Source organism: Clostridium collagenovorans DSM 3089 (assembly GCF_900130005.1).
Classification (GTDB): Bacteria; Bacillota; Clostridia; order Clostridiales; family Clostridiaceae; genus Clostridium_D; species Clostridium_D collagenovorans.
On sequence record NZ_FQXP01000004.1, the window covers coordinates 176,696 to 195,705 of the forward strand.

Consider the following 19,010-nt stretch of genomic DNA (forward strand, 5'->3'; position numbering starts at 1 on the left):
GTATAAAACCTTGAATTTTCTGATAATTAATACTTGTTATTTCAATGAATATTACACAATGATATTTATTGAAATAACAAGTTGATATTAAAACTTCCTATTATTAAATAAAAATATTTATGGTAAATCTATATTTAAGGCTACAATAATATATTTTTAACTAAAAGTATTTTGCTTTACCTTGCAAGCTCACTTATTAAGTAGTTTGATGTCTATTAAGTTTTTTTAGATTTTGCACATTGTTTTCTGATTTTTATAAATTTTAGAAATTCAATGTTCATATAATTTTAAAATGGATTTTAACTTTTGGAGGTAACTATTAATGAAAAGCAAAAAAATTCTTGCTACAATTTTGGCAGTATCAGTACTTTCTACTTCTGCTTTAGTTGGATGCAGCGACAAAAAAGATAGTTCTAATGGGGGTACTGGCTCAGCTAGTGGTCAAAAGGATAAAGAGCAATACCTAAATTTATTTGGTGGTGAACCACAAATCCTTGACCCAACAATAGCTGGTATAACAACTACATGGCAAGCTGTAGCACCTATCAATGAAGGTTTAACAAGAGTTGAGGGCTCTGAAGAACCTGGTGGACCGGATAAAATAGTACCTGGTGTTGCTGAGAGTTGGGAAAGCAATGATGATTCCACAGAATTTACATTTAAATTAAGAAAGGATTCTAAGTGGCAAGATGGAACTCCTGTAACAGCAAATGATTTTGTATACTCACTTAGAAGAGTTTGTGACCCAAGGGTTGCTTCTGATTATTCATCATTTATATCACCAATTATAAAGGGAGCTAAAGAAGTTTTAGATTTAACTGGACAAGCTGATGCTACTATAGATGCTGCATTAGAAAATGTCGGGGTGAAAGCTGTAGATGATTATACTTTAAAATTTGAATTAGTGAAACCTACACCATATTTTTTACAATTTTCTTACTTCCCAACTTTTAGACCTGTTCAAAAGGCAGCTATCGAAAAGTTCGCTGGTAAATATGGTACTGAAGCTGAAATGACAATGGCAAATGGACCATATATTTTAAGTGAATGGAAACATAATGGTGTATTAGTATATGAAAAAAATCCAAATTATTGGGATAAAGATAATGTATTCATTGAAAAAGTAACAAAAACTATAGTGGAGGATGCAAACTCTGCTATGCAAGCTTTATATAATGGGGAAGTTGATAGAGGAAATGTAAATGATCCTCAGTGGGTTGGAAAATTTGATTCTTCTGACAAATTTAATATAGAAAAGGTTCCAGCATATGATGTTGAATCCTTAGTATTTAATCTTAAAGAAGACAGACCTACTGGTAATATTAAAATAAGAAAAGCACTTGCTGCAAGTGTAGATAGAAAAAAATATTCTGAAGATATAAGTAATGGAAACAGCATTCCTGGTTTCGAATGTGTTCCTGAAAATGTATCTATTGATGGTAAAAGCTATCAGGAGAGACTTGGTAATCCTAAGTATGTAAAAAAACTAATAGATGAAGTAAAAGATCCTAAAGCTTTATTAATAGAAGGCATGAAAGAAGCTGGGTTAGGCGATGATCCATCTAAATTAAAAATTTCTATTAATACAAGAGGAGATAATGCTTATTGTAAAAAGCAAGGAGAATGGTTCCAAAATAAATGGAAAGAAGCTTTAGGAATTAACCTTGAAGTTATATCAAATCAATATCAGATAATGTATGAAAATATGCAAAATGGTAATTTTGATATAGCAGTAGGTAGTTGGTTAGCCGACTTTGATGATCCATCAAACTTCTTAGATGTATATGCTTCTGATGGTATTTATTCATATTTAAACTTTAATAATAAAGAATATGATGAGAAAATCGAAAAATCTAGATTAGAATTAGATCCTCAAAAGAGAGCTGAATTATTAGGTGAGGCTGAAAAGATTCTTACTTATGATGAAGTTTTAATAAGTCCTTTTGAGCATTCTTTATATAAAATGTATACTGCTAAATATGTTAAAAATTATAGAGTTCCTGGTTTAGCAGGTTTCTGTATGGATTATAAGGGTGTTTATACTTCTGGTAGATAATAAACTCATATTTTGTAAAGTTTTATAATTTAATATTATTTGTAAATTACAATCTTAGAAAAGTTATAAAATTTATTAGTATAAGCCAACTATAAATTCAATTATAAATGAAAAATCATGCATAATTAGTGCATGGTTTTTTATTATAAAGAAAAAAGAATATAAAAAAAACCATGCATGTTTATAAAGTATACTTATAAAATCATCTTATAATGAACTGAAATATAAGTATATAATTTATCAATACATGGTTTTACTAAGTTTAGAATCTCTATAGAATAGGAGCTATAAGTCTTATAAGAGCTTCCTTGATTTTAAGACTTCTGCTTCTGTTTTCATAGGTATCAAGATCAAGTTTTGTGCAGTAGTTTTGATCCTCTAAGAATATTTTTTCATGTTCACTGGCTATATTTTTATCGTATATAATAGCATTTACTTCGAAGTTAAGTCTAAAGCTACGTATATCTAAATTTGCAGTACCTACGCTTGATACTGTACCGTCAGAAACAATGGTTTTAGCATGAATAAATCCATTATTGTAGCCGTAGAATTTAACTCCAGAGGTTATAAGTTCACCTATACTAGCACTTAAAACCCACGCCATAAAAAAGTGGTCAGGTGTACCAGGAACGATTATTCTTACATCAACTCCTGATAAAGCAGACATCTTTAATGCCTGTATCATAGGGGCGTCTAAAACCAAATAAGGAGTTTGGATAAATAGATTTTTCTTAGCATTATTTATTATTTTTAAATAGTTATACTTTATATATTCATCTATATGGTCAGGACCTGAGGATACTATTTGTAGTCCCACATCACCATTTTCTTCGATATCCGGAAAGTACTTAGGATTCAAGGAGATATCATCCTTTGCGGCATAATCCCAATCAAGCACAAATCTTTTGTTAAGCTCTTTAACAGCATCACCCTTAATACGTAAATGAGTATCTCTCCAAAAGGCGAATTGTTTGCCCTTATTAACGTATTCATTTCCTACATTAAAACCACCAACATAGCCAATCTTTCCATCTATAACTACAATTTTTCTGTGATTCCTATAGTTAATACGTAAATTTACAAAACGAGTTATTCCAGGGAAGAATACAGCAACCTGTATGCCTACGCTTTTCATGTATTTTTCGTGCTGTCCTCTTGTTGCCTTAGAACCCATTCCATCCATTAAAACTCTAACTTCTACTCCTTCAGCAACCTTTTTTTCTAAAATTTTCATAAGGGAATGTCCAAGGTCATCTAATCTAAAAATATAATACTCTATATGAATAAAATTTTTAGCATTTTCTAAGTCCTTTAATAGAGATTTAAATTTATTTTCACCATTTATAAAGGTTTCTACATTATTATTATCTGTGTATTTACATCCTGCAGTTGCATAATTCATTTCAATTAAGTCTTTATAATCATTGCAGCTACTATGAGAGTTACAATCAACATTGAATTCAGATTTTAATTTTTTCCTTTTGGTAACATCTACGAAGGTTTTTTCTCTAAATATTTTTTCACGGCTTAGATTTTGTCCTATTGCTAAATACAGTATAAAACCTAATCCTGGTAGGAGAATTAAAATTAGTAGCCAAGCCCAAGTGGTATCGGCAGCTTTCCTTTCAAAAAATATAAGAGAAAATACACAGGCTATATTTACTACCGTTGCTATTGTTAATAAAACAAAATAAGCATTCATAAATTCCTCCTAGTTAAGTGCCTGTATTTTTATTTAAGTGTCATATTAAATTATATCCAATTTTTGAAAAGATAAATTCAAAAGCTTTATTTTACAAGCTATTTTATTATAAGCTATTTCTAAAAATAATATTATTCCATAACTATAATTTAAAGTACAAAGAACAAAAATTTTTATAGAAAAGCTAGTAAATTGTAATGTAAAAATTAAAGATTTACATTAGATTACAAATAAATCCTTAGCATAACAGTGTATACAATAATATTTTAAAGGTTCTTAAACAATTAAATGTGATTCATATCATTATATTCAAAAGTAATTAAAAGGATAAAAAGTTTTATAATTTATTCATTTAATGTTAACAAAAAAAGGTTTTTTGACACTTAGTTGACACATTAGGCAATTAAAATAATGTAGGAAAGTGAAATTAAAAAGGAGGGTTACCATGTTAAGGGTTGAAAATATTACAAAAAAATATGGTGATAAAGTTGTTGTAAATAATTTATCCTTTGAACTTCAAAGAGGTGAAGTTTTAGGATTTCTTGGTGCTAATGGTGCAGGTAAATCAACGACTATGAACATTATTACTGGATACATAGGTGCAAGCAGTGGTAGAGTTCTAATAGATGGTCATGATAGTGTGGATGAGGTAAATAAAGTTAAAGGACTTATAGGATATCTTCCAGAAAATCCGCCAGTTTACTTAGATATGACCGTTGAAGAATATTTGAAATTTGTTTGTGAACTTAAGAGGGTTAAGAAAACAGAGATCCATAATGTTCTTGAAGAAATTATGGATTCAGTAAATATTGTTGAGGTAAGAGGACGACTTATTAAAAACTTATCTAAAGGATATAAGCAAAGAGTAGGCATAGCTCAAGCTATAATTGGAGATCCAGAAATAGTTATTTTTGATGAACCTACTGTTGGATTGGATCCTAAAGAGATTGTAGAAATTAGAAATTTAATCAAGAAAATAGGAAAAGAAAAAACAGTTATAATTAGTTCTCATATACTTTCTGAGGTGGAAGAGGTATGTGATAAATTATTAATCATAAATAAGGGTGAGTTTGTAGCTATAGGAACAAAGGAAGAACTTAAAAAGAAACTTTCTAGTTCTAATAAGATATTCCTTAGAGTTAAGGGAGAAAAGAAATCTATATTAGAAGTTCTAAACACTATAGATGGAATAAATAGTATTAATGAATTAAAGAGTATTGAAGAAAACTCTTATGATTTCAATTTAGAATTAGAGGAAAATAAAGATCCTCGTGAGGATATTTTCTTTAAGTTAGCAGATAAAAAATTACCTATTATGATTATGAATACTGAAAATTTAGATTTAGAAAATATATTCTTAAAAATTACAGAATAAAAAGGGGTAGATTTAATTGTTTATATTATTTAAAAAAGAGTTTAAGGCTTATTTTAATAATGTAATAGCCTATATATTTTTAAGTACATTCTTGTTTTTTACTGGAATATACTTTGTGGTTACTAACTTATTTAATATGAATAGTTCTTTTAACTATGTATTAAATGATCTTGTGCTTATAATTTTATTTATGGTGCCAGTGTTTACTATGAGACTTTTATCTGAGGAGCGAAGAAATAAAACGGATCAATTACTATATACATCTCCTCAAAGTATATCAGGAATAGTTTTAGGTAAATATGCAGCTGCCTTTACTTTATTTTTATTAGGAACTTGCATTACTATAATTTATCCTATTATTTTAGGACGATTTGGTAAATTAGCACTTTCAGAAATTATTTCTAGTTATATAGGATTTATACTTATTGGAGGAACTTTTATATCAATAGGTATGTTAATATCAGCTATTGCAGAAAGTCAAGTAACAGCAGCAATAGGAACCTTAGGAGCTTTACTTGGGCTTTGGTTTATTGAACCAATTACAAATTCACTTCCTAAGGATGAAGTTTCAGGACTTATATTTGTAATAATTTTAGTTATAGCTTTTGCAGCTATAATTTATGTTGCAACTAAGAACATAGTAATTCCTATTATAGTGGGATTAATAGGCACTGCAGCTTCAGTTATTACATTCTTTGTTAATAAGGCTGTGTTTTCAGGGATTATAACTAAATTTTTTCAATGGTTTGCAATCATTGATAAAAGCTATAGCTTTAGTGAAGGTTTAATTCCCCTAGCATCAATAGTGTATTATATATCATTTATTTTTATAATGCTACTTTTCACTGTTAGATTAATTGAGAAGAGAAGATGGAGCTAAGGGAGGAATTTTCATGGGTATAAAGAAAAAAGATTTATTTAAAAATATTTCAACTAATGCTAAGGCTTCCTTTAAAACTAAACAAAGTAAGCATGGTTCATTAGTTACAGTGTCTACAAGTGTAATAATTTTAATAGTACTTGTAGTTAATCTTATCTTTGGTAAGCTAGATATCAAATTTGACTTAACTAAGGATAAGCTATATTCATTATCTGAGCAAACAAGCAATATATTAAATGCATTACAAAATGAAATTACAATTATGTCCTTAGAAGAATCGGACAAGAAAAATAATGCAGTTAGAGATATGCTTTCAAAATATGAATCAGAATCTAAAAATGTAAAGGTTGAATATGTAGATCCAGTTGTTAATCCTAGCATAGTTAAGGAGTATTCAACTAATGGTGAAAACATAACTGCTGGAAGTATAATAGTAAAAAATAAGGATAGATTTAAGGTTATAAGTAATATGGATATGTATGATGTTGATTATAACCAAGGTACTGTAAAGGGAATAAAAATAGAACAACAGGTAACAAGTGCCATTGATTATGTAACTAATAATAATCTTCCTACAGCCTTTGTATTACAAGGACATAATGAAGGAACTCTTCCTACTACAGTAAGTGATTCTTTAAAAACTGAAAACTATACAGTTAAAGATTTAAACTTATTAAGTGAAGGAAATTGGGAGTATAAATCTTCAGATGTATTAATAATAAATGCCCCTCAAAAGGATTTAACTACTGAAGAGTATGACTCAGTAATGAAGTTCTTTAATGCTGGTGGTGGAGCATTATTTATAATGGATTATGTTCCAGAAGGATTAGAAAACTTTAATAAGTTATTTGACAATTATGGAATTGCTATTAAACCTCATATAGTAGTTGAAGGAGATAATTCTCAGGTTTATAAGATGAATACTAACATAATACCAAGTATAGAATCTCACGAAATTACTAATCCAATAGCAAATGCAAAACTACCAATTTTAGTTACAGCATCACAAGGAATAGAGATTAAGGATTTAAAACGTTCTTCATTAGAAGTAAAACCGCTTTTAGAAACAACTGATTCTGCTTACTCAAAGAAAAACCAAAAGTTTGAAACAATTCAAAAGGAAGATGGAGATGAAAATGGTCCATTTAACTTAGGTGTTGCAGTAAGTGATAAATTAGATAATGAAGCTTTAGGAAGTGCTAAGCTTGTAGTAATAACTTCTAAGCAAATAGGAGATCCTCAATTAGTTAACTTAACAAAGGGTGGAAACTTAGACCTTATAATGAACTCTATGAACTGGTTAACAGAAAGAGAAAATAATATTTCTATAAGATCTAAAAACATACAACCAGAACAAATAATGATACAACAAAATCAATTTTATGTATTAGCTATGTTTAGTGTTATAGCTTTACCACTAGTATTTGCAATTGCAGGTGTTGTTGTTTGGATGAAGAGAAAACACTTATAAAATAGGGGGAGTATTATGAAAAAGCAATTAATTACCATAATTAGTTTAGTTGTAGTGCTTGCTTTAGTTGGTGCAGCGTACTTTTTCATGCCAAGCAAGGAAGATAAGGATAAAAACAGTAGTGAGGATAAAATAAACCTTCTAAATATTGATACAAATAAGCTTTCTAAAATTCAATATATAAATGGAGAAGAAAACTTTACACTTATTAAAAATAAAGAAGTAAAAGAAAATGATGAAGAGGTAAATGAGAAGAGTGAAGAAGCTAAGGTGCTTTGGAGTGCAGAGGGAAGTAAGGAAAGTGTAAAGCAAGAGATGATAAATGAAAGACTTAATATCTTTGGTACATTAAAAGCCGAGCAAAAGGTTACTGAAAATGCAGAGGACTTAAAACAATATGGCTTAGATAATTCTTCTAAAAAGATTATTTTAACTCTTGAAGATAACTCTACAAAGGAGCTTATAATAGGAGATAAGGTTCCAACAGGGTATGACGTATATTGTAAACTAGGTGATAGCAATACAATTTATACTGTAAATGAAACTACTATAGATCAGTTATATTTAAGCTTAGAAGATGTGATACAAATTAAATTACCAACAGCTGATATAGTATGGGACAGTGTTAGAAATATAAGTGTTACCCCTAAAGGTGAAGAGGAAATAGCATTAAATAAATCTGATGATAAATGGTATGTAGTAAGTCCATATAGTAAGAGAATATTTGCTAATAATAGCAAGGTGGAGAGTATTTTATCTACAGTGACCTCCTTATCTGCTAAAGAATCTTTTGATACTACGGGTAAATCCTCAAGTGAAGTAGGACTTGATAATCCTGCCTATATAATATTAGTTACAGATTCTAATAAAGAGTATAAGATTAAGTTTAGTGAAGATAAAGATGGAAAATCATATTTTAATGTGGAGGGTACTGATAATATATATGCTACTAGTTCAAGTATTTTAGCGAGTTATAAGATTAATGCCTATGATATGGTAGATGTGAACCTGTTTGCTATTAATGATACAGATGTATCTAAGATAATTATAAATAGTAGTGAATATGGCAATAAAAATTGGACTATAGAAGAAAACAAGGGTGAAAATAAGGATGGAGTAGAAGCAGAGTTAAAGGGTAATAATTCTTCAAAATACATTTATAAATTAAATGATGAGGAGAAGGATGAAGTGTATTTTAAAACCTTCTATGACTTATTGAAAAAGTTAAGTATTAAGGGAGAATTAAAGGAGAATGTAGCTGATTCTGAACCAGTAATAACAATTGACTTACAAGGAAAATATAAGGTTGATGCTAAACTCTATAATTACGATAAAGATAAAGACTTCTATGTTTTAGAGTTAAATGGAAACAAGAATTTCTTAATGGAAAAGAAGTTTGTAGATGAAGCTATCAAAATGCTTAAATAAAGAGTTGCTTTAAAAAGCTTATATAGTTCATTAAATAAACTATACTTATTTTTACAAACCTATAGTAAAATACTAAAACCTAATTAATATAATATGCTAGGCTTTTAGATTTATAAGCCTAGCATATAAACACATAATCTTATAATATAGGTGATAGTAATCTTATAATAGCCTCCTCAATTTTAAGTCTTCTAGGACGATTATTATAAGAATCCTTAGTAACTAAATCACACTTTTCTTGATCTTGTAAGAATATTTCTTCATGACTTTTAGCTATTTCATTGTCATAAATAATAGCGTTAACTTCAAAGTTAAGTCTAAAGCTTCTAATATCTAGATTAGCGGTACCAATACTAGATACAGCACCATCGGAAACTATAGTTTTAGCATGAATGAAGCCATGTTTATATCTATAAAACTTAACTCCTGAATCTATTAAAGTACCTATGCTTGCACTTAATACCCATTCCATAAAGAAATGATCAGGCTTATCAGGAACCATAATTCTAACATCTACTCCAGATAAGGCAGAAATCTTAAGTGCTTGTATCATTGGAGAATCTAAAACTAAATAAGGCGTTTGAAGGTACACACTCTTTTTAGCATTATTTATTATTTTTAAGTAGTTATACTTAATATATTCTTCAATGTGGTCTGGTCCAGAAGAGACAATTTGTAATCCAACATCTCCTTGATCCTCAACATCAGGAAAGTATTTAGGATTTAAGGAAATATTATCACTTGCAGCATAATCCCAGTCAAGTACAAATCGTTTATTAAGTTCTTGAACAGCATCACCTTTAATTTTTAAGTGAGTATCTCTCCAAAAGTCAAATTGCTTTCCACGGTTTATATATTCATCGCCAACATTAAAGCCACCGACATATCCAACCTTTCCGTCAATTACAACAATCTTTCTATGATTTCTATAGTTAACTCTTAAGTTAACTAAGCGAGTCAATCCAGGGAAAAATACAGCCATTTGCACTCCAAGGCTTTTAATATATTTCTCAGCATCACCTCTAACTCCTTTAGAACCCATACCATCAACTAATAATCTTACCTCTACACCCTCTTTAATTTTCTTCTCTAGGATTTTTACAATTTCTTTCCCTAAGTTATCTAATCTGAAAATGTAGTATTCAATATGAATAAAGTCCTTAGCATTTTCTAAATCATTAAGTAAGCTTTTAAATTTATTTTCTCCGTTTATAAAAGTTTCCACGGAGTTATTTGAAGTATACAAAGAACCAGAGTTATTATAGTTCATTTTAATTAAATCCATATAATTTTGAGAAGAACTATGAGAGTTAGTGTTAGAAAGTAAGTCCTTTAAATTTTTTCTTTTACTAACATCAATAGCTGTTTTCTCTCTAAAGATTTTTTCACGACTTAAATCTTGTCCAATTGCTAAGTAAAGTAGAAATCCAAAACCAGGCAAAAGTATTAAAATTAAAAGCCAAGCCCAAGTTGTATCAGGTTCTCTTCTTTCAATGAATATAAGTGAAAAAACACAGGCTGCATTAAGTAAAAAGAAAATTAAACCTATAACAAAATATGTCATAATAAACCTCCTAAACTTTAAAATTATGACTAATAGTGTATTATTACATAAATGATAAATTAATTTTAACAAATAAGCAACAAAAACTTAAAACATATAAAAGTATAAATTCAATAATAAGGTAATTAAAATGAAAATTATTATAAAATATATGAAATGTTAATACTTACAAAAAAATCTGAATATAATAAAAATAATTCAACGTATTGAATAAAAAAAATATATAAGATATAATAATATTGTTGCTATAGCAACAATACGAGGTTAATATATTTATCAGAATATATACTTTGTAATATTGAATTTATATAAGAATAATTTAGTGCAAGCTAAGCATTAAACAACTAATATTAAATACTTCTATTATATAAAATATGAATTAGATTTCTTTAATGCAACTATTATAAATTTTAATTACAGTTTTGCATATATTCAAGTAGTGTAATTGAATAAAAGTATTAATAAGATTATTTACTAGTATATATTAATAAATAATTGTAAGAATAAGCTGTAATTTTTATTACAGCTTTTAAATTTCTTTAAAATGCTAACTATAAACTTTATAGTATAAGTAAATAGATAATAGAAAAAAACTATATAAATAGAAATTCTAAAGTGAAGGTGATAGGATGAAGAAAAAAATTATAGAAAAAACAAAGATGTTTATTATTATTGTTTTATTTATTACAGTATTTAAAAGTATTTTTGGTGTAGAAAACTCAATAGTAGGAGTTGCAGGAATAACAGTAGGACTTACATTACTATGCATAGATTACACTATAAATCCACTACATAATACAATTAAGTTTGTCCTAATACAAGTGGGTATAGGTGCCGCTGCTTTTATAGGGTCACTTAATCCTATAACAGCATTAATAATGACTTTTGCAGTGTATTTCTTTATATTATATTATTTCACATATGATGCAAAGAAATCTGTATTTTTCCCATTTATATTAGAGTATATATTTATGCTGTACTATGAAGTTGATTTAAATAAGTTACCAATGCGTATAATGGCTTTAGCTGCCTGTGGAATACTTATTATGGCATTACAGCTTTTAATTAATAGAAATATGTTTTCAAAATCTTTAAATGTAAGAATTAAAAATCAAGTGCTTAAAGTTAAGGAAGAAATTGAATATATTTTTCAAAAAAGAGATATTCATCAGTTAACAAAGGAAAACATAGATATAGAGACTTCCTTAGTAAATCTTATGGATGAAATTTACTCTAGGGGCGAGCAAGAGTTTTATGAAACCAAAATTGGAGAAGTAGAACTTAATATTTTAATTGCTCTTAAAAGTTTAAATGTAACTTTATATAAAATTGCTTTAGAAGTGGACAAAAATCAAAATATAGATTTGTATGAAGGTGCTTTAAGAGGGGCTGCAGATTGTATTGATAGTATATATAAATGTTTAAATAGAGAAATAGATGTAGAATTATTAAAATTACAATTGAGTAATTTTGAAGAATATAATGAAGAGTATACACTTAATAAATATCTTACTTATGAAATTAAGCAAGATTTCCAATTACTTTTAGATAGTATAAATGATGTAGAGTTTAACAAAAAGGATTTTTATAATAGAGAGTGTAGCATCCATAATAAATGGGTAAATATTAAGTCTCTAAAGTTTAAGTTTAGTAGAAAATCATTAAGATTTTCCTTTGCTTTAAGGGGTGCTATTCTAGCCAGTATAAGTGCATGTATAATAAATTACTTTAACTTAGAAACAGGTAGATGGTTTATCTTGACACTTTCAACATTAATACTTCCATATGTTGAAGAAAGTAAAACAAAGGCTATAAAAAGACTTAAGGGAACTGTTATAGGAATAATAATCTTTGAGATTGCTTTTATGTTAATTCCATCAACTAATGCTAGAGTATTATTGATTTTATTAGTAGGTTATTTAAGTACATTCCCAGAAAAATATGATGTTAAAATGATTTATGTAACAATATCTGCTTTAGGTGCTGTTGCAGTAGGAAGCGATTTTACTCACTTTGCAGTAGATAGATTTTTATTCATAATAGGGGGAATTATAGTAGCTTTATTAGGAAACAAGTATCTTTTACCATATAAAATTGTAGATTCAACTAAAGAGTTAATAAAGAACTCCATAGATTTAGATAAAAAGATATTAAAGGATATTTTCTTATCATGTAAGGATGAAGCAAAGAAAGAAGAAATAAAAGAATTAATGATTTGTAATAGATTAATTAATGAAGAAATTGCAATGAATAATCAGGTTTTAAATAAGGATAGTGTAAAGAACTTTTTAAACAAACAACGTATATCTATGAACAATGTGTATTTCTTATTTAAAAATTTAAGTGAAGATAGCAATGATAATCTTAAAGTAGAAGAGATATCTAAAGAAGTAATTTATGCAGTAGAGTCAGGACAAGATAGTATAAGAGATTATGTAGTTTCAAGATTAAAAGAAGTAAGGAGTAGCTCAGATATATTACTACTTATTAATCTAGAAGAAATCTTTAATATGTTTAATGAAAGCTTAAAAGAACAAAGCATATAAAATAATAAAAAAGAGAATGTTACATTATGCTTCTAATAAAATATCCTATTAATTAATATGGATATTTTATTAGAGTATTCACTGTAACATTCTTTTTTATTTTTAAGAGTTTAAATTTTAAGATAAACTTTCTATAAAATTATAAACTATTTCATCTTCATAGGAAGAGAGTTTTAAATTTTCTATATGTATATCTTTAAAGTTAAAGCTTAAAAAAGTTTTCAATTCATTAAAGTTTAAGTCTCTATTTAATTTAGTCTTACTAAATAAAATCTTTTGCACACATGGTTTACTATTTGCATCTGATGGTAATAGCATCAGGCCCAGGCCGCCAACATATTTGTTTTTATTTATATTAGGTTTAATCATATTTATATAAGCATTGCCGTCAATATTACTGTATAAATTAAAAAAAACTAATTTATCAGATATTGTATAGGTACCATAAAAAGATTTAACTATTTTATTATTAGAGAGTATTCTAAAAACTACATTTGAATTAGAAAACTCCATAATGCCTTCATGAATAGCCCCTTCTTTATTTAGATTAGTCACTAGAAAATATACGTGATATATATCAAGAAAACAATCAAACTTAAAATCAGAAGAAATAATTAATCTTTCCATATCTAGTGCATTGAGTGGAACACTTAAAAATTTATTTAAATCAAGATTATAAAGTTTACATATATAAATTAAGGTTTCTATTGAAGGAAAGGCTTCACCAGATTTATATTTAGATAGTAAATCTTGAGATATTCCAATTTTAAAAGCTAATTTTTTCTGAGTTCCTTCAATTTGAATAAGTCTTTTTAAATTATGTTGAAAGATTTCACAGGTTTCTCTATATATATTATTTTTAATTATCTTAATTGCATTCATATCCGTTGTATCTAGATTAGGTTCGACAGAATTTGTTAAGTAACATGATGGCTTTGAGATTTCTAAATTTGTTTTCAATTAATGATCCTCCTTTAGAAGTAAAATATAATAAATTCCAAAAAAAAGTTGAATTATATTCAACTATATATTTTATATTTTTATAATCTATCTTAAGTTTTTATATAGTTATTGAGTTAATGTAATTAATATTTTACCATAATAATTAATTAATAAGAATAACTAGAATGGCTTTATAGAAAAGTAAAATTCAAAAGAGAGATTGGAGTTAACAATAAAGGAGATAAGAAAATGATAAAAATAATTATAATGGGGATGACTTCATTTATTTTAGCAGTTATTACGGGGAAGATACTTATTCCGATATTTGAGAGTTTAAAACTAGGGCAATATATAAGAGAAGATGCTCCAAAAGAACACAGAAAGAAGTCAGGAGTTACAACTTTTGGAGCAGTTATATTTATTATACCTACTTTAATTATAATTTTATTTAATATTGAAAGAGTAGACAATGAAATAAAGTTTATAATTATATCATTTATTATTTTTGCATTTGTAGGTTTTATAGATGACTTTTTGAAGAAAATCCATAAGAGAAATGAAGGCTTAGCCATTATGCAAAAGTTTATTTTGCTTACAATAGCTATAACTTATTGTGTATGTTATTTTAAGACTAATTTAAATCTAGATACATCTATTATAGTACCCTTCATAAAAAAAACTTTAGATTTAAAAATCTTTTATATACCATTTATTATTTTTATGTATATGTCTATGACTAATGCAGTTAATTTAACAGATGGATTAGATGGATTGGCAGGAGGGGTATCAGTTATTGTTGTAACGTTTCTAGGGGTTGTTAGTTTTCTCTTTAAGAAGTATTCAATTTGTGCAGTATGTATTGTTTTAATGGCTTCTCTATTAGGCTTTTTAAAATACAATAAGCATCCAGCTAAAATCATAATGGGGGATACGGGGGCATTGGCTTTAGGTGGAGTTATAACTTCAATTGCTATAGTTCTCAAATTACAACTTATTATACCAATAATAGGTGTTGTATATTTAATTGAAGCTTTAACAACAGTAATACAGATAGTATTTTTTAAAATAACTGGGAAAAGATTTTTTAGAATGGCACCTATACATCATGCTTTTGAGTTAGAAGGATGGAGTGAAGTTACTATAGTAAATAGTTTTTATATAGTAACAGCAATAATGTGCTTACTTGGATTCTTATCATTATTATAAGTGTTTTGGTAAATTTAAATATGAATTAAGTAAATTTTACAAATATAAAAAATAGTATTTATATTAAAAAATATTTAATAAAATATTAACGGAAATTAAAAAATATTCACAAAATATTTCAAAGTATGATAGTATGTAAGTATACTTAATAAAATAATATATACTATATATAAAACAATATATATTATATGTTTTTAAAAGTCTAAGTAAGGCTACATAATAACTTAATATTATGTATTAACTTATAATAAATTGTATACTATGGGGGATATTTTCTATGAAAAGAATTATTACTTTTTTACTAGTAGCTTCTATGAGCTTATTTTTACTTACAGGATGTAAAGAGGGTGCAAAGGTTATTACTTTAAAATCTGGAGCTAAGGCTTTCAGTTTTAATAATAAGGAATTCACTAAGAGATTCAATGAAGGAATCAAAGATGAGAAGGGCAAATTAGGAGAATGGGAAGAGAAATTTGATGGTGGTGAAGTTTTAAGAAGATATGATTATAAAAATGGGGTAAATATCTTAACAACTTCAGATTTAGTAGAAGATAAGGTAACATCAGTTGTGTCTATTTTAAAATTAGATGGGAAAAGTGATTCTGCAATGTGGGGTACTAACACAGCTCAATTATTTTATGCTGTTGATGGCAAGATGAACTCTGAAGATGGGACAAAAGTAATGATAGAGTTAGGTTTAACTAGTCCTGATAAGTGGACAAAAAATTATAAAGCAAATGCTGAACTTAATGGTATAAGTTATCATGTTGAAATTGACAATGCTAAGACATTATCCTTAGTGATAATACCTAGTCCATAATAAAATATTAATAGATAGACTATATCGGAGAGTTTAGAAGGTGATTTACTTCTATACTTTGATATAGTCTTTTAAATAACTTAAAATTGAAGTGCAAGTATAGGGTAAAAAATAAAGTTTAAGTTAGAGAATTACTTTACAGTAAATGTATTTACATCAGTTAAAAACTAAGTTAAAATATAGAATTGTGTAGAAATAAATAAAATGTTGAGGATAAAATTGTAAATTGAAATATATAGGGAAAAGGTGTGTTTAATATGTTGCACAGTAAATTTTTAGATCGTATCGACTCTCCAGTATGGGTATTAGATAAAGAGTTTAAATATGTATATGTTAATAAAAAATATTATGAATTGTATAAACTCCAAAATCCCAATATTATAGGAAAAACTATTTATGAGATTCTTCCTGAATATCTAACTTCAGAATATACTGAAAATATAAACAAGGTTATTTTATTAAAAAAACAAATGAAGTTTAATAAAGTTATAGATGAGAATTATTATGAATGTAAAATCTTTATTATGTTCAATGAAGATGATGAGGATGAAATTCAGTATATTGCAGGGTATGTAGTGGATGTAAGCGAGATAATTGAAAAGCGAAATGAAGTAATAAAGCAGAGAAACATATTACAAACAGTAATTGATACACTTCCAGATGTTATTTTTTTTAAAGGAGTAGATGGAAGGTATGAGGTTGCAAACACCAATTGTAGTAAATATTATGTTGATTTAGGTATAGAGAGTATAATTGGAAAAAAAGATTCAGAGATTAATCCAGATCCTATCTTAGTCAAGGCCTTTGAAGAAGATGATTATAATGTAATTAACAGAGGTGTTACGTTACATTCACAACCTACAATGAAACAAATTGATGGTAGCTATTCAGTTAGGCATGTAACTAAAGCTCCTCTTATTGGAGAAGATGGAAGTGTAAAAGGGGTTGTAGGTATTTCTAGAGATATAACAGAGAATAAGCGGTTGGAGGAAAAATTAAAGTACATAAGTTATACGGATATTCTTACAGGTGTATATAATAGAAGTAGTTTTGAGGAAAAAATTCAGGGTTATGGGAATGCAGAAAAAATGCCAGTTGCAATTCTTATGGGAGATGTTAATGGTCTTAAACTTATAAATGATACCTTTGGGCATTTAGAAGGGGACAAGCTACTTAGGTCAATAGCTAACGTACTTAAGAAAGTTTGTGGAGATTATGCAGATGTTTTTAGATGGGGTGGAGATGAATTTGTAATAGCTATTCCTAATGCAGCAGAAGACATATGTGATAATGTAATAAATCAAATAAAAGAAGAATGTAAGAATTATCAGAATAAGTATATTGAATTGAGTATTTCAATGGGTGGAGCGATTTACAAAGATAGCAAAACAGATATATATGATACTTTAAAAGTTGCGGAAGAGATGGTATATAAGCATAAGCTTCTAGAGCAAAAGAGTATTGTAAGTAGTTCAGTAAAGTCACTACTTGAGATGCTAGAAACCAAGACTTCAGAGACTCAAGAACATACTCAAAGAATGGTATCCTTAGCTTTAGAACTTGGAGAACTAATGCAATTAAGTATTTCTGACCTAGACGAATTGGTCATAGCAGCTAGATTACATGATATAGGCAAAATAGGTATAAGTGAGGAATTACTTACAAAACCACAGAGGCTTACAGGGGATGAATTTGAAATAATGAAAACTCACTCTGAAAAAGGCTATAGAATAGTAATGGCTTCTAATGGATTAGAAAGTGTAGCTAAGGCAGTTTTAGCTCATCATGAAAAGTGGAGTGGAAAAGGATATCCTTTAGGGTTAAAAGGAGAAGAGATACCATTATTGGCTAGAATTATAAGTATAGTGGATTCCTATGATGCTATGACAAGTGTAAGACCTTATCAAAAGCCTAAAACTATTGAGGAAGCTTTAAATGAGATTGAAAGATGCAAAGGAACTCAATTTGATGCTAAGATAGCTGATGTATTTATAAAAATGATAAGAGCAAAATTTACACCACAAAATATTGTTAAATAAATACAACTATTATTTCATAACAAAAATAAAATCTTAAGTATGATATAATACTTAAGATAAAAATATAAAGAACAGGAGTTTGAAATGATAGATAGATATAAACATATGAAGCATAAAAATATAGAACTTCATTTTATAGAGGGACATGAATATTTTGCCAAAAAAGCCTTTGATTCATTGAAGAGTTCTTATAAAAAGTTAAAAGAGTACTTCGAATTACAGAATGATATAAGTATAATGACAATTTTGGCACCTAACAGGTTAGAATTTGAATATATAATAATTAGTAAATTAAACGTTTCTATAGAGATACCCTAAAGAAGTAGCAGAATTGCTCAGCCAAATAAAAGTCAATTAGTGTTATTATCGCCAATAGCTTACGAAACAGAATCAAGTTATAAGTATAAAAGTGAAGATTTTGAGAGACTAATCTTTCATGAGTTAGTTCATATGTTTCAAGAGCACTTAATAGTCGATAGTGGGAGGTTTCCCATATGGTTTAAAGAAGGGGAGGCTATTTATTTATCAGGGCAATGGAACATAGAACCTGAGTTTAAAGATTCAGTTGAAAAATCACTTTCAAAAAATGAAATACCAACCTTAAGAGAAATAAACAATAATGTAGTATTATCTTATGAATGGGGAGGGGTACTTTTAAAATATATAGATGAGCTTTACGGTAGAGAAGGAATAGTAGATATTACAAAGAACTGTACGCATAGATATATATTTGAGTATTTAGATTGGGATTTATCAGAGTATGAAATTCAATGGAAAAAATGGGTTTTAAAAGTTAAAGAAGAGTACTTTAACTTTTAAGAAAAAGTAATTAAAGAAATGCTTTAAAGTTTAATAAAAAAATGTGTATTTATTCCTCTAAGCTAAATTTTGCTTGGAGGAATTTTTTTAGAATAATTTAACAAAAAAATGTTTACAATTATAAAATGTTAGTGTACTATGTAACTAGAACAGTGGTAAGGA

General features: G+C 27.7%; 14 protein-coding genes. 11 read left to right on the forward strand and 3 right to left on the reverse strand.

Annotation, left to right across the window (positions count from 1 at the left end; all coding sequences use genetic code 11):
- Nucleotides 1-322: 322 nt before the first annotated feature.
- Nucleotides 323-2,056, forward strand: a complete 1,734-nt coding sequence (locus BUA48_RS05340; RefSeq protein ID WP_072830850.1) for a peptide ABC transporter substrate-binding protein — start codon at nucleotides 323-325, stop codon at nucleotides 2,054-2,056.
- A gap of 271 nt (nucleotides 2,057-2,327) precedes the next feature.
- Here BUA48_RS05340 and cls (BUA48_RS05345) read toward each other — a convergent pair whose 3' ends face one another.
- Nucleotides 2,328-3,758, reverse strand: coding sequence for a cardiolipin synthase (gene cls / locus BUA48_RS05345; RefSeq protein ID WP_072830852.1), 1,431 nt, complete (start codon nucleotides 3,756-3,758; stop codon nucleotides 2,328-2,330).
- A gap of 445 nt (nucleotides 3,759-4,203) precedes the next feature.
- On the opposite strand from cls (BUA48_RS05345), the gene BUA48_RS05350 reads away from it, so the two are divergent.
- From BUA48_RS05350 to BUA48_RS05365, 4 genes are read left to right on the forward strand one after another with little or no spacing between them, the layout of a single operon-like run.
- Nucleotides 4,204-5,133: an ABC transporter ATP-binding protein gene (locus BUA48_RS05350; protein WP_072830854.1), complete on the forward strand. Its 930-nt coding sequence runs from the start codon at nucleotides 4,204-4,206 to the stop codon at nucleotides 5,131-5,133.
- Nucleotides 5,134-5,149: 16 nt separating this feature from the next.
- Entirely contained in the window at nucleotides 5,150-6,013 is an 864-nt protein-coding gene (locus BUA48_RS05355) for an ABC transporter permease (protein WP_072830856.1), read from the forward strand.
- 13 nt (nucleotides 6,014-6,026) lie between these two features.
- A complete protein-coding gene (locus BUA48_RS05360) occupies nucleotides 6,027-7,484 on the forward strand; it encodes a GldG family protein (RefSeq protein ID WP_072830858.1) in 1,458 nt (485 codons plus the stop codon).
- Nucleotides 7,485-7,499: 15 nt separating this feature from the next.
- Nucleotides 7,500-8,912 carry a DUF4340 domain-containing protein gene (locus BUA48_RS05365; RefSeq protein ID WP_072830860.1) on the forward strand — a complete coding sequence of 471 codons (1,413 nt, stop codon included), beginning with the start codon at nucleotides 7,500-7,502 and terminating at the stop codon, nucleotides 8,910-8,912.
- Nucleotides 8,913-9,051: 139 nt separating this feature from the next.
- Here BUA48_RS05365 and cls (BUA48_RS05370) read toward each other — a convergent pair whose 3' ends face one another.
- Complete coding sequence (gene cls, locus BUA48_RS05370) at nucleotides 9,052-10,476, reverse strand: cardiolipin synthase (protein ID WP_072830862.1); 1,425 nt, start codon at nucleotides 10,474-10,476, stop codon at nucleotides 9,052-9,054.
- A 629-nt stretch (nucleotides 10,477-11,105) separates the two neighbouring features.
- Between cls (BUA48_RS05370) and BUA48_RS05375 the strand changes: the two genes are divergently transcribed.
- Nucleotides 11,106-13,022 (forward strand): FUSC family protein, encoded by a 1,917-nt coding sequence (locus tag BUA48_RS05375; RefSeq protein ID WP_072830864.1) that lies wholly within the window; start codon nucleotides 11,106-11,108, stop codon nucleotides 13,020-13,022.
- 117 nt (nucleotides 13,023-13,139) lie between these two features.
- Here the strand turns inward: BUA48_RS05375 and BUA48_RS05380 are convergent, their stop codons facing one another.
- Complete coding sequence (locus tag BUA48_RS05380) at nucleotides 13,140-13,982, reverse strand: helix-turn-helix domain-containing protein (RefSeq protein ID WP_242944302.1); 843 nt, start codon at nucleotides 13,980-13,982, stop codon at nucleotides 13,140-13,142.
- Nucleotides 13,983-14,213: 231 nt separating this feature from the next.
- On the opposite strand from BUA48_RS05380, the gene mraY reads away from it, so the two are divergent.
- The 5 genes from mraY (at nucleotide 14,214) to BUA48_RS05405 (ending at nucleotide 18,848) form a co-directional block, all read left to right on the forward strand.
- Complete coding sequence (mraY, locus tag BUA48_RS05385; RefSeq protein ID WP_072830866.1) at nucleotides 14,214-15,170, forward strand: phospho-N-acetylmuramoyl-pentapeptide-transferase; 957 nt, start codon at nucleotides 14,214-14,216, stop codon at nucleotides 15,168-15,170.
- 277 nt (nucleotides 15,171-15,447) lie between these two features.
- Nucleotides 15,448-15,990, forward strand: a complete 543-nt coding sequence (locus BUA48_RS05390) for a hypothetical protein (protein WP_072830868.1) — start codon at nucleotides 15,448-15,450, stop codon at nucleotides 15,988-15,990.
- A gap of 257 nt (nucleotides 15,991-16,247) precedes the next feature.
- The gene (locus BUA48_RS05395) at nucleotides 16,248-18,029 is read left to right on the forward strand and encodes a sensor domain-containing diguanylate cyclase/phosphohydrolase (protein ID WP_072830870.1); all 1,782 of its coding nucleotides are present in this window, start codon (nucleotides 16,248-16,250) and stop codon (nucleotides 18,027-18,029) included.
- 84 nt (nucleotides 18,030-18,113) lie between these two features.
- Nucleotides 18,114-18,347 carry a hypothetical protein gene (locus tag BUA48_RS05400; protein ID WP_072830872.1) on the forward strand — a complete coding sequence of 78 codons (234 nt, stop codon included), beginning with the start codon at nucleotides 18,114-18,116 and terminating at the stop codon, nucleotides 18,345-18,347.
- Between the two features lie 39 nt (nucleotides 18,348-18,386).
- Nucleotides 18,387-18,848, forward strand: a complete 462-nt coding sequence (locus BUA48_RS05405; protein ID WP_072830874.1) for a hypothetical protein — start codon at nucleotides 18,387-18,389, stop codon at nucleotides 18,846-18,848.
- The last annotated feature ends 162 nt before the right edge of the window (nucleotides 18,849-19,010 follow it).

Bases quoted from the DNA above. Each gene is read 5' to 3' on its own strand.
- BUA48_RS05340 (WP_072830850.1), top strand. From the start codon at position 323: ATGAAAAGCAAAAAAATTCTTGCTACAATTTTGGCAGTATCAGTACTT.
- cls (WP_072830852.1), bottom strand. From the start codon at position 3,758: ATGAATGCTTATTTTGTTTTATTAACAATAGCAACGGTAGTAAATATA.
- BUA48_RS05350 (WP_072830854.1), top strand. From the start codon at position 4,204: ATGTTAAGGGTTGAAAATATTACAAAAAAATATGGTGATAAAGTTGTT.
- BUA48_RS05360 (WP_072830858.1), top strand. From the start codon at position 6,027: ATGGGTATAAAGAAAAAAGATTTATTTAAAAATATTTCAACTAATGCT.
- BUA48_RS05365 (WP_072830860.1), top strand. From the start codon at position 7,500: ATGAAAAAGCAATTAATTACCATAATTAGTTTAGTTGTAGTGCTTGCT.
- cls (WP_072830862.1), bottom strand. From the start codon at position 10,476: ATGACATATTTTGTTATAGGTTTAATTTTCTTTTTACTTAATGCAGCC.
- BUA48_RS05375 (WP_072830864.1), top strand. From the start codon at position 11,106: ATGAAGAAAAAAATTATAGAAAAAACAAAGATGTTTATTATTATTGTT.
- mraY (WP_072830866.1), top strand. From the start codon at position 14,214: ATGATAAAAATAATTATAATGGGGATGACTTCATTTATTTTAGCAGTT.
- BUA48_RS05390 (WP_072830868.1), top strand. From the start codon at position 15,448: ATGAAAAGAATTATTACTTTTTTACTAGTAGCTTCTATGAGCTTATTT.
- BUA48_RS05395 (WP_072830870.1), top strand. From the start codon at position 16,248: ATGTTGCACAGTAAATTTTTAGATCGTATCGACTCTCCAGTATGGGTA.
- BUA48_RS05400 (WP_072830872.1), top strand. From the start codon at position 18,114: ATGATAGATAGATATAAACATATGAAGCATAAAAATATAGAACTTCAT.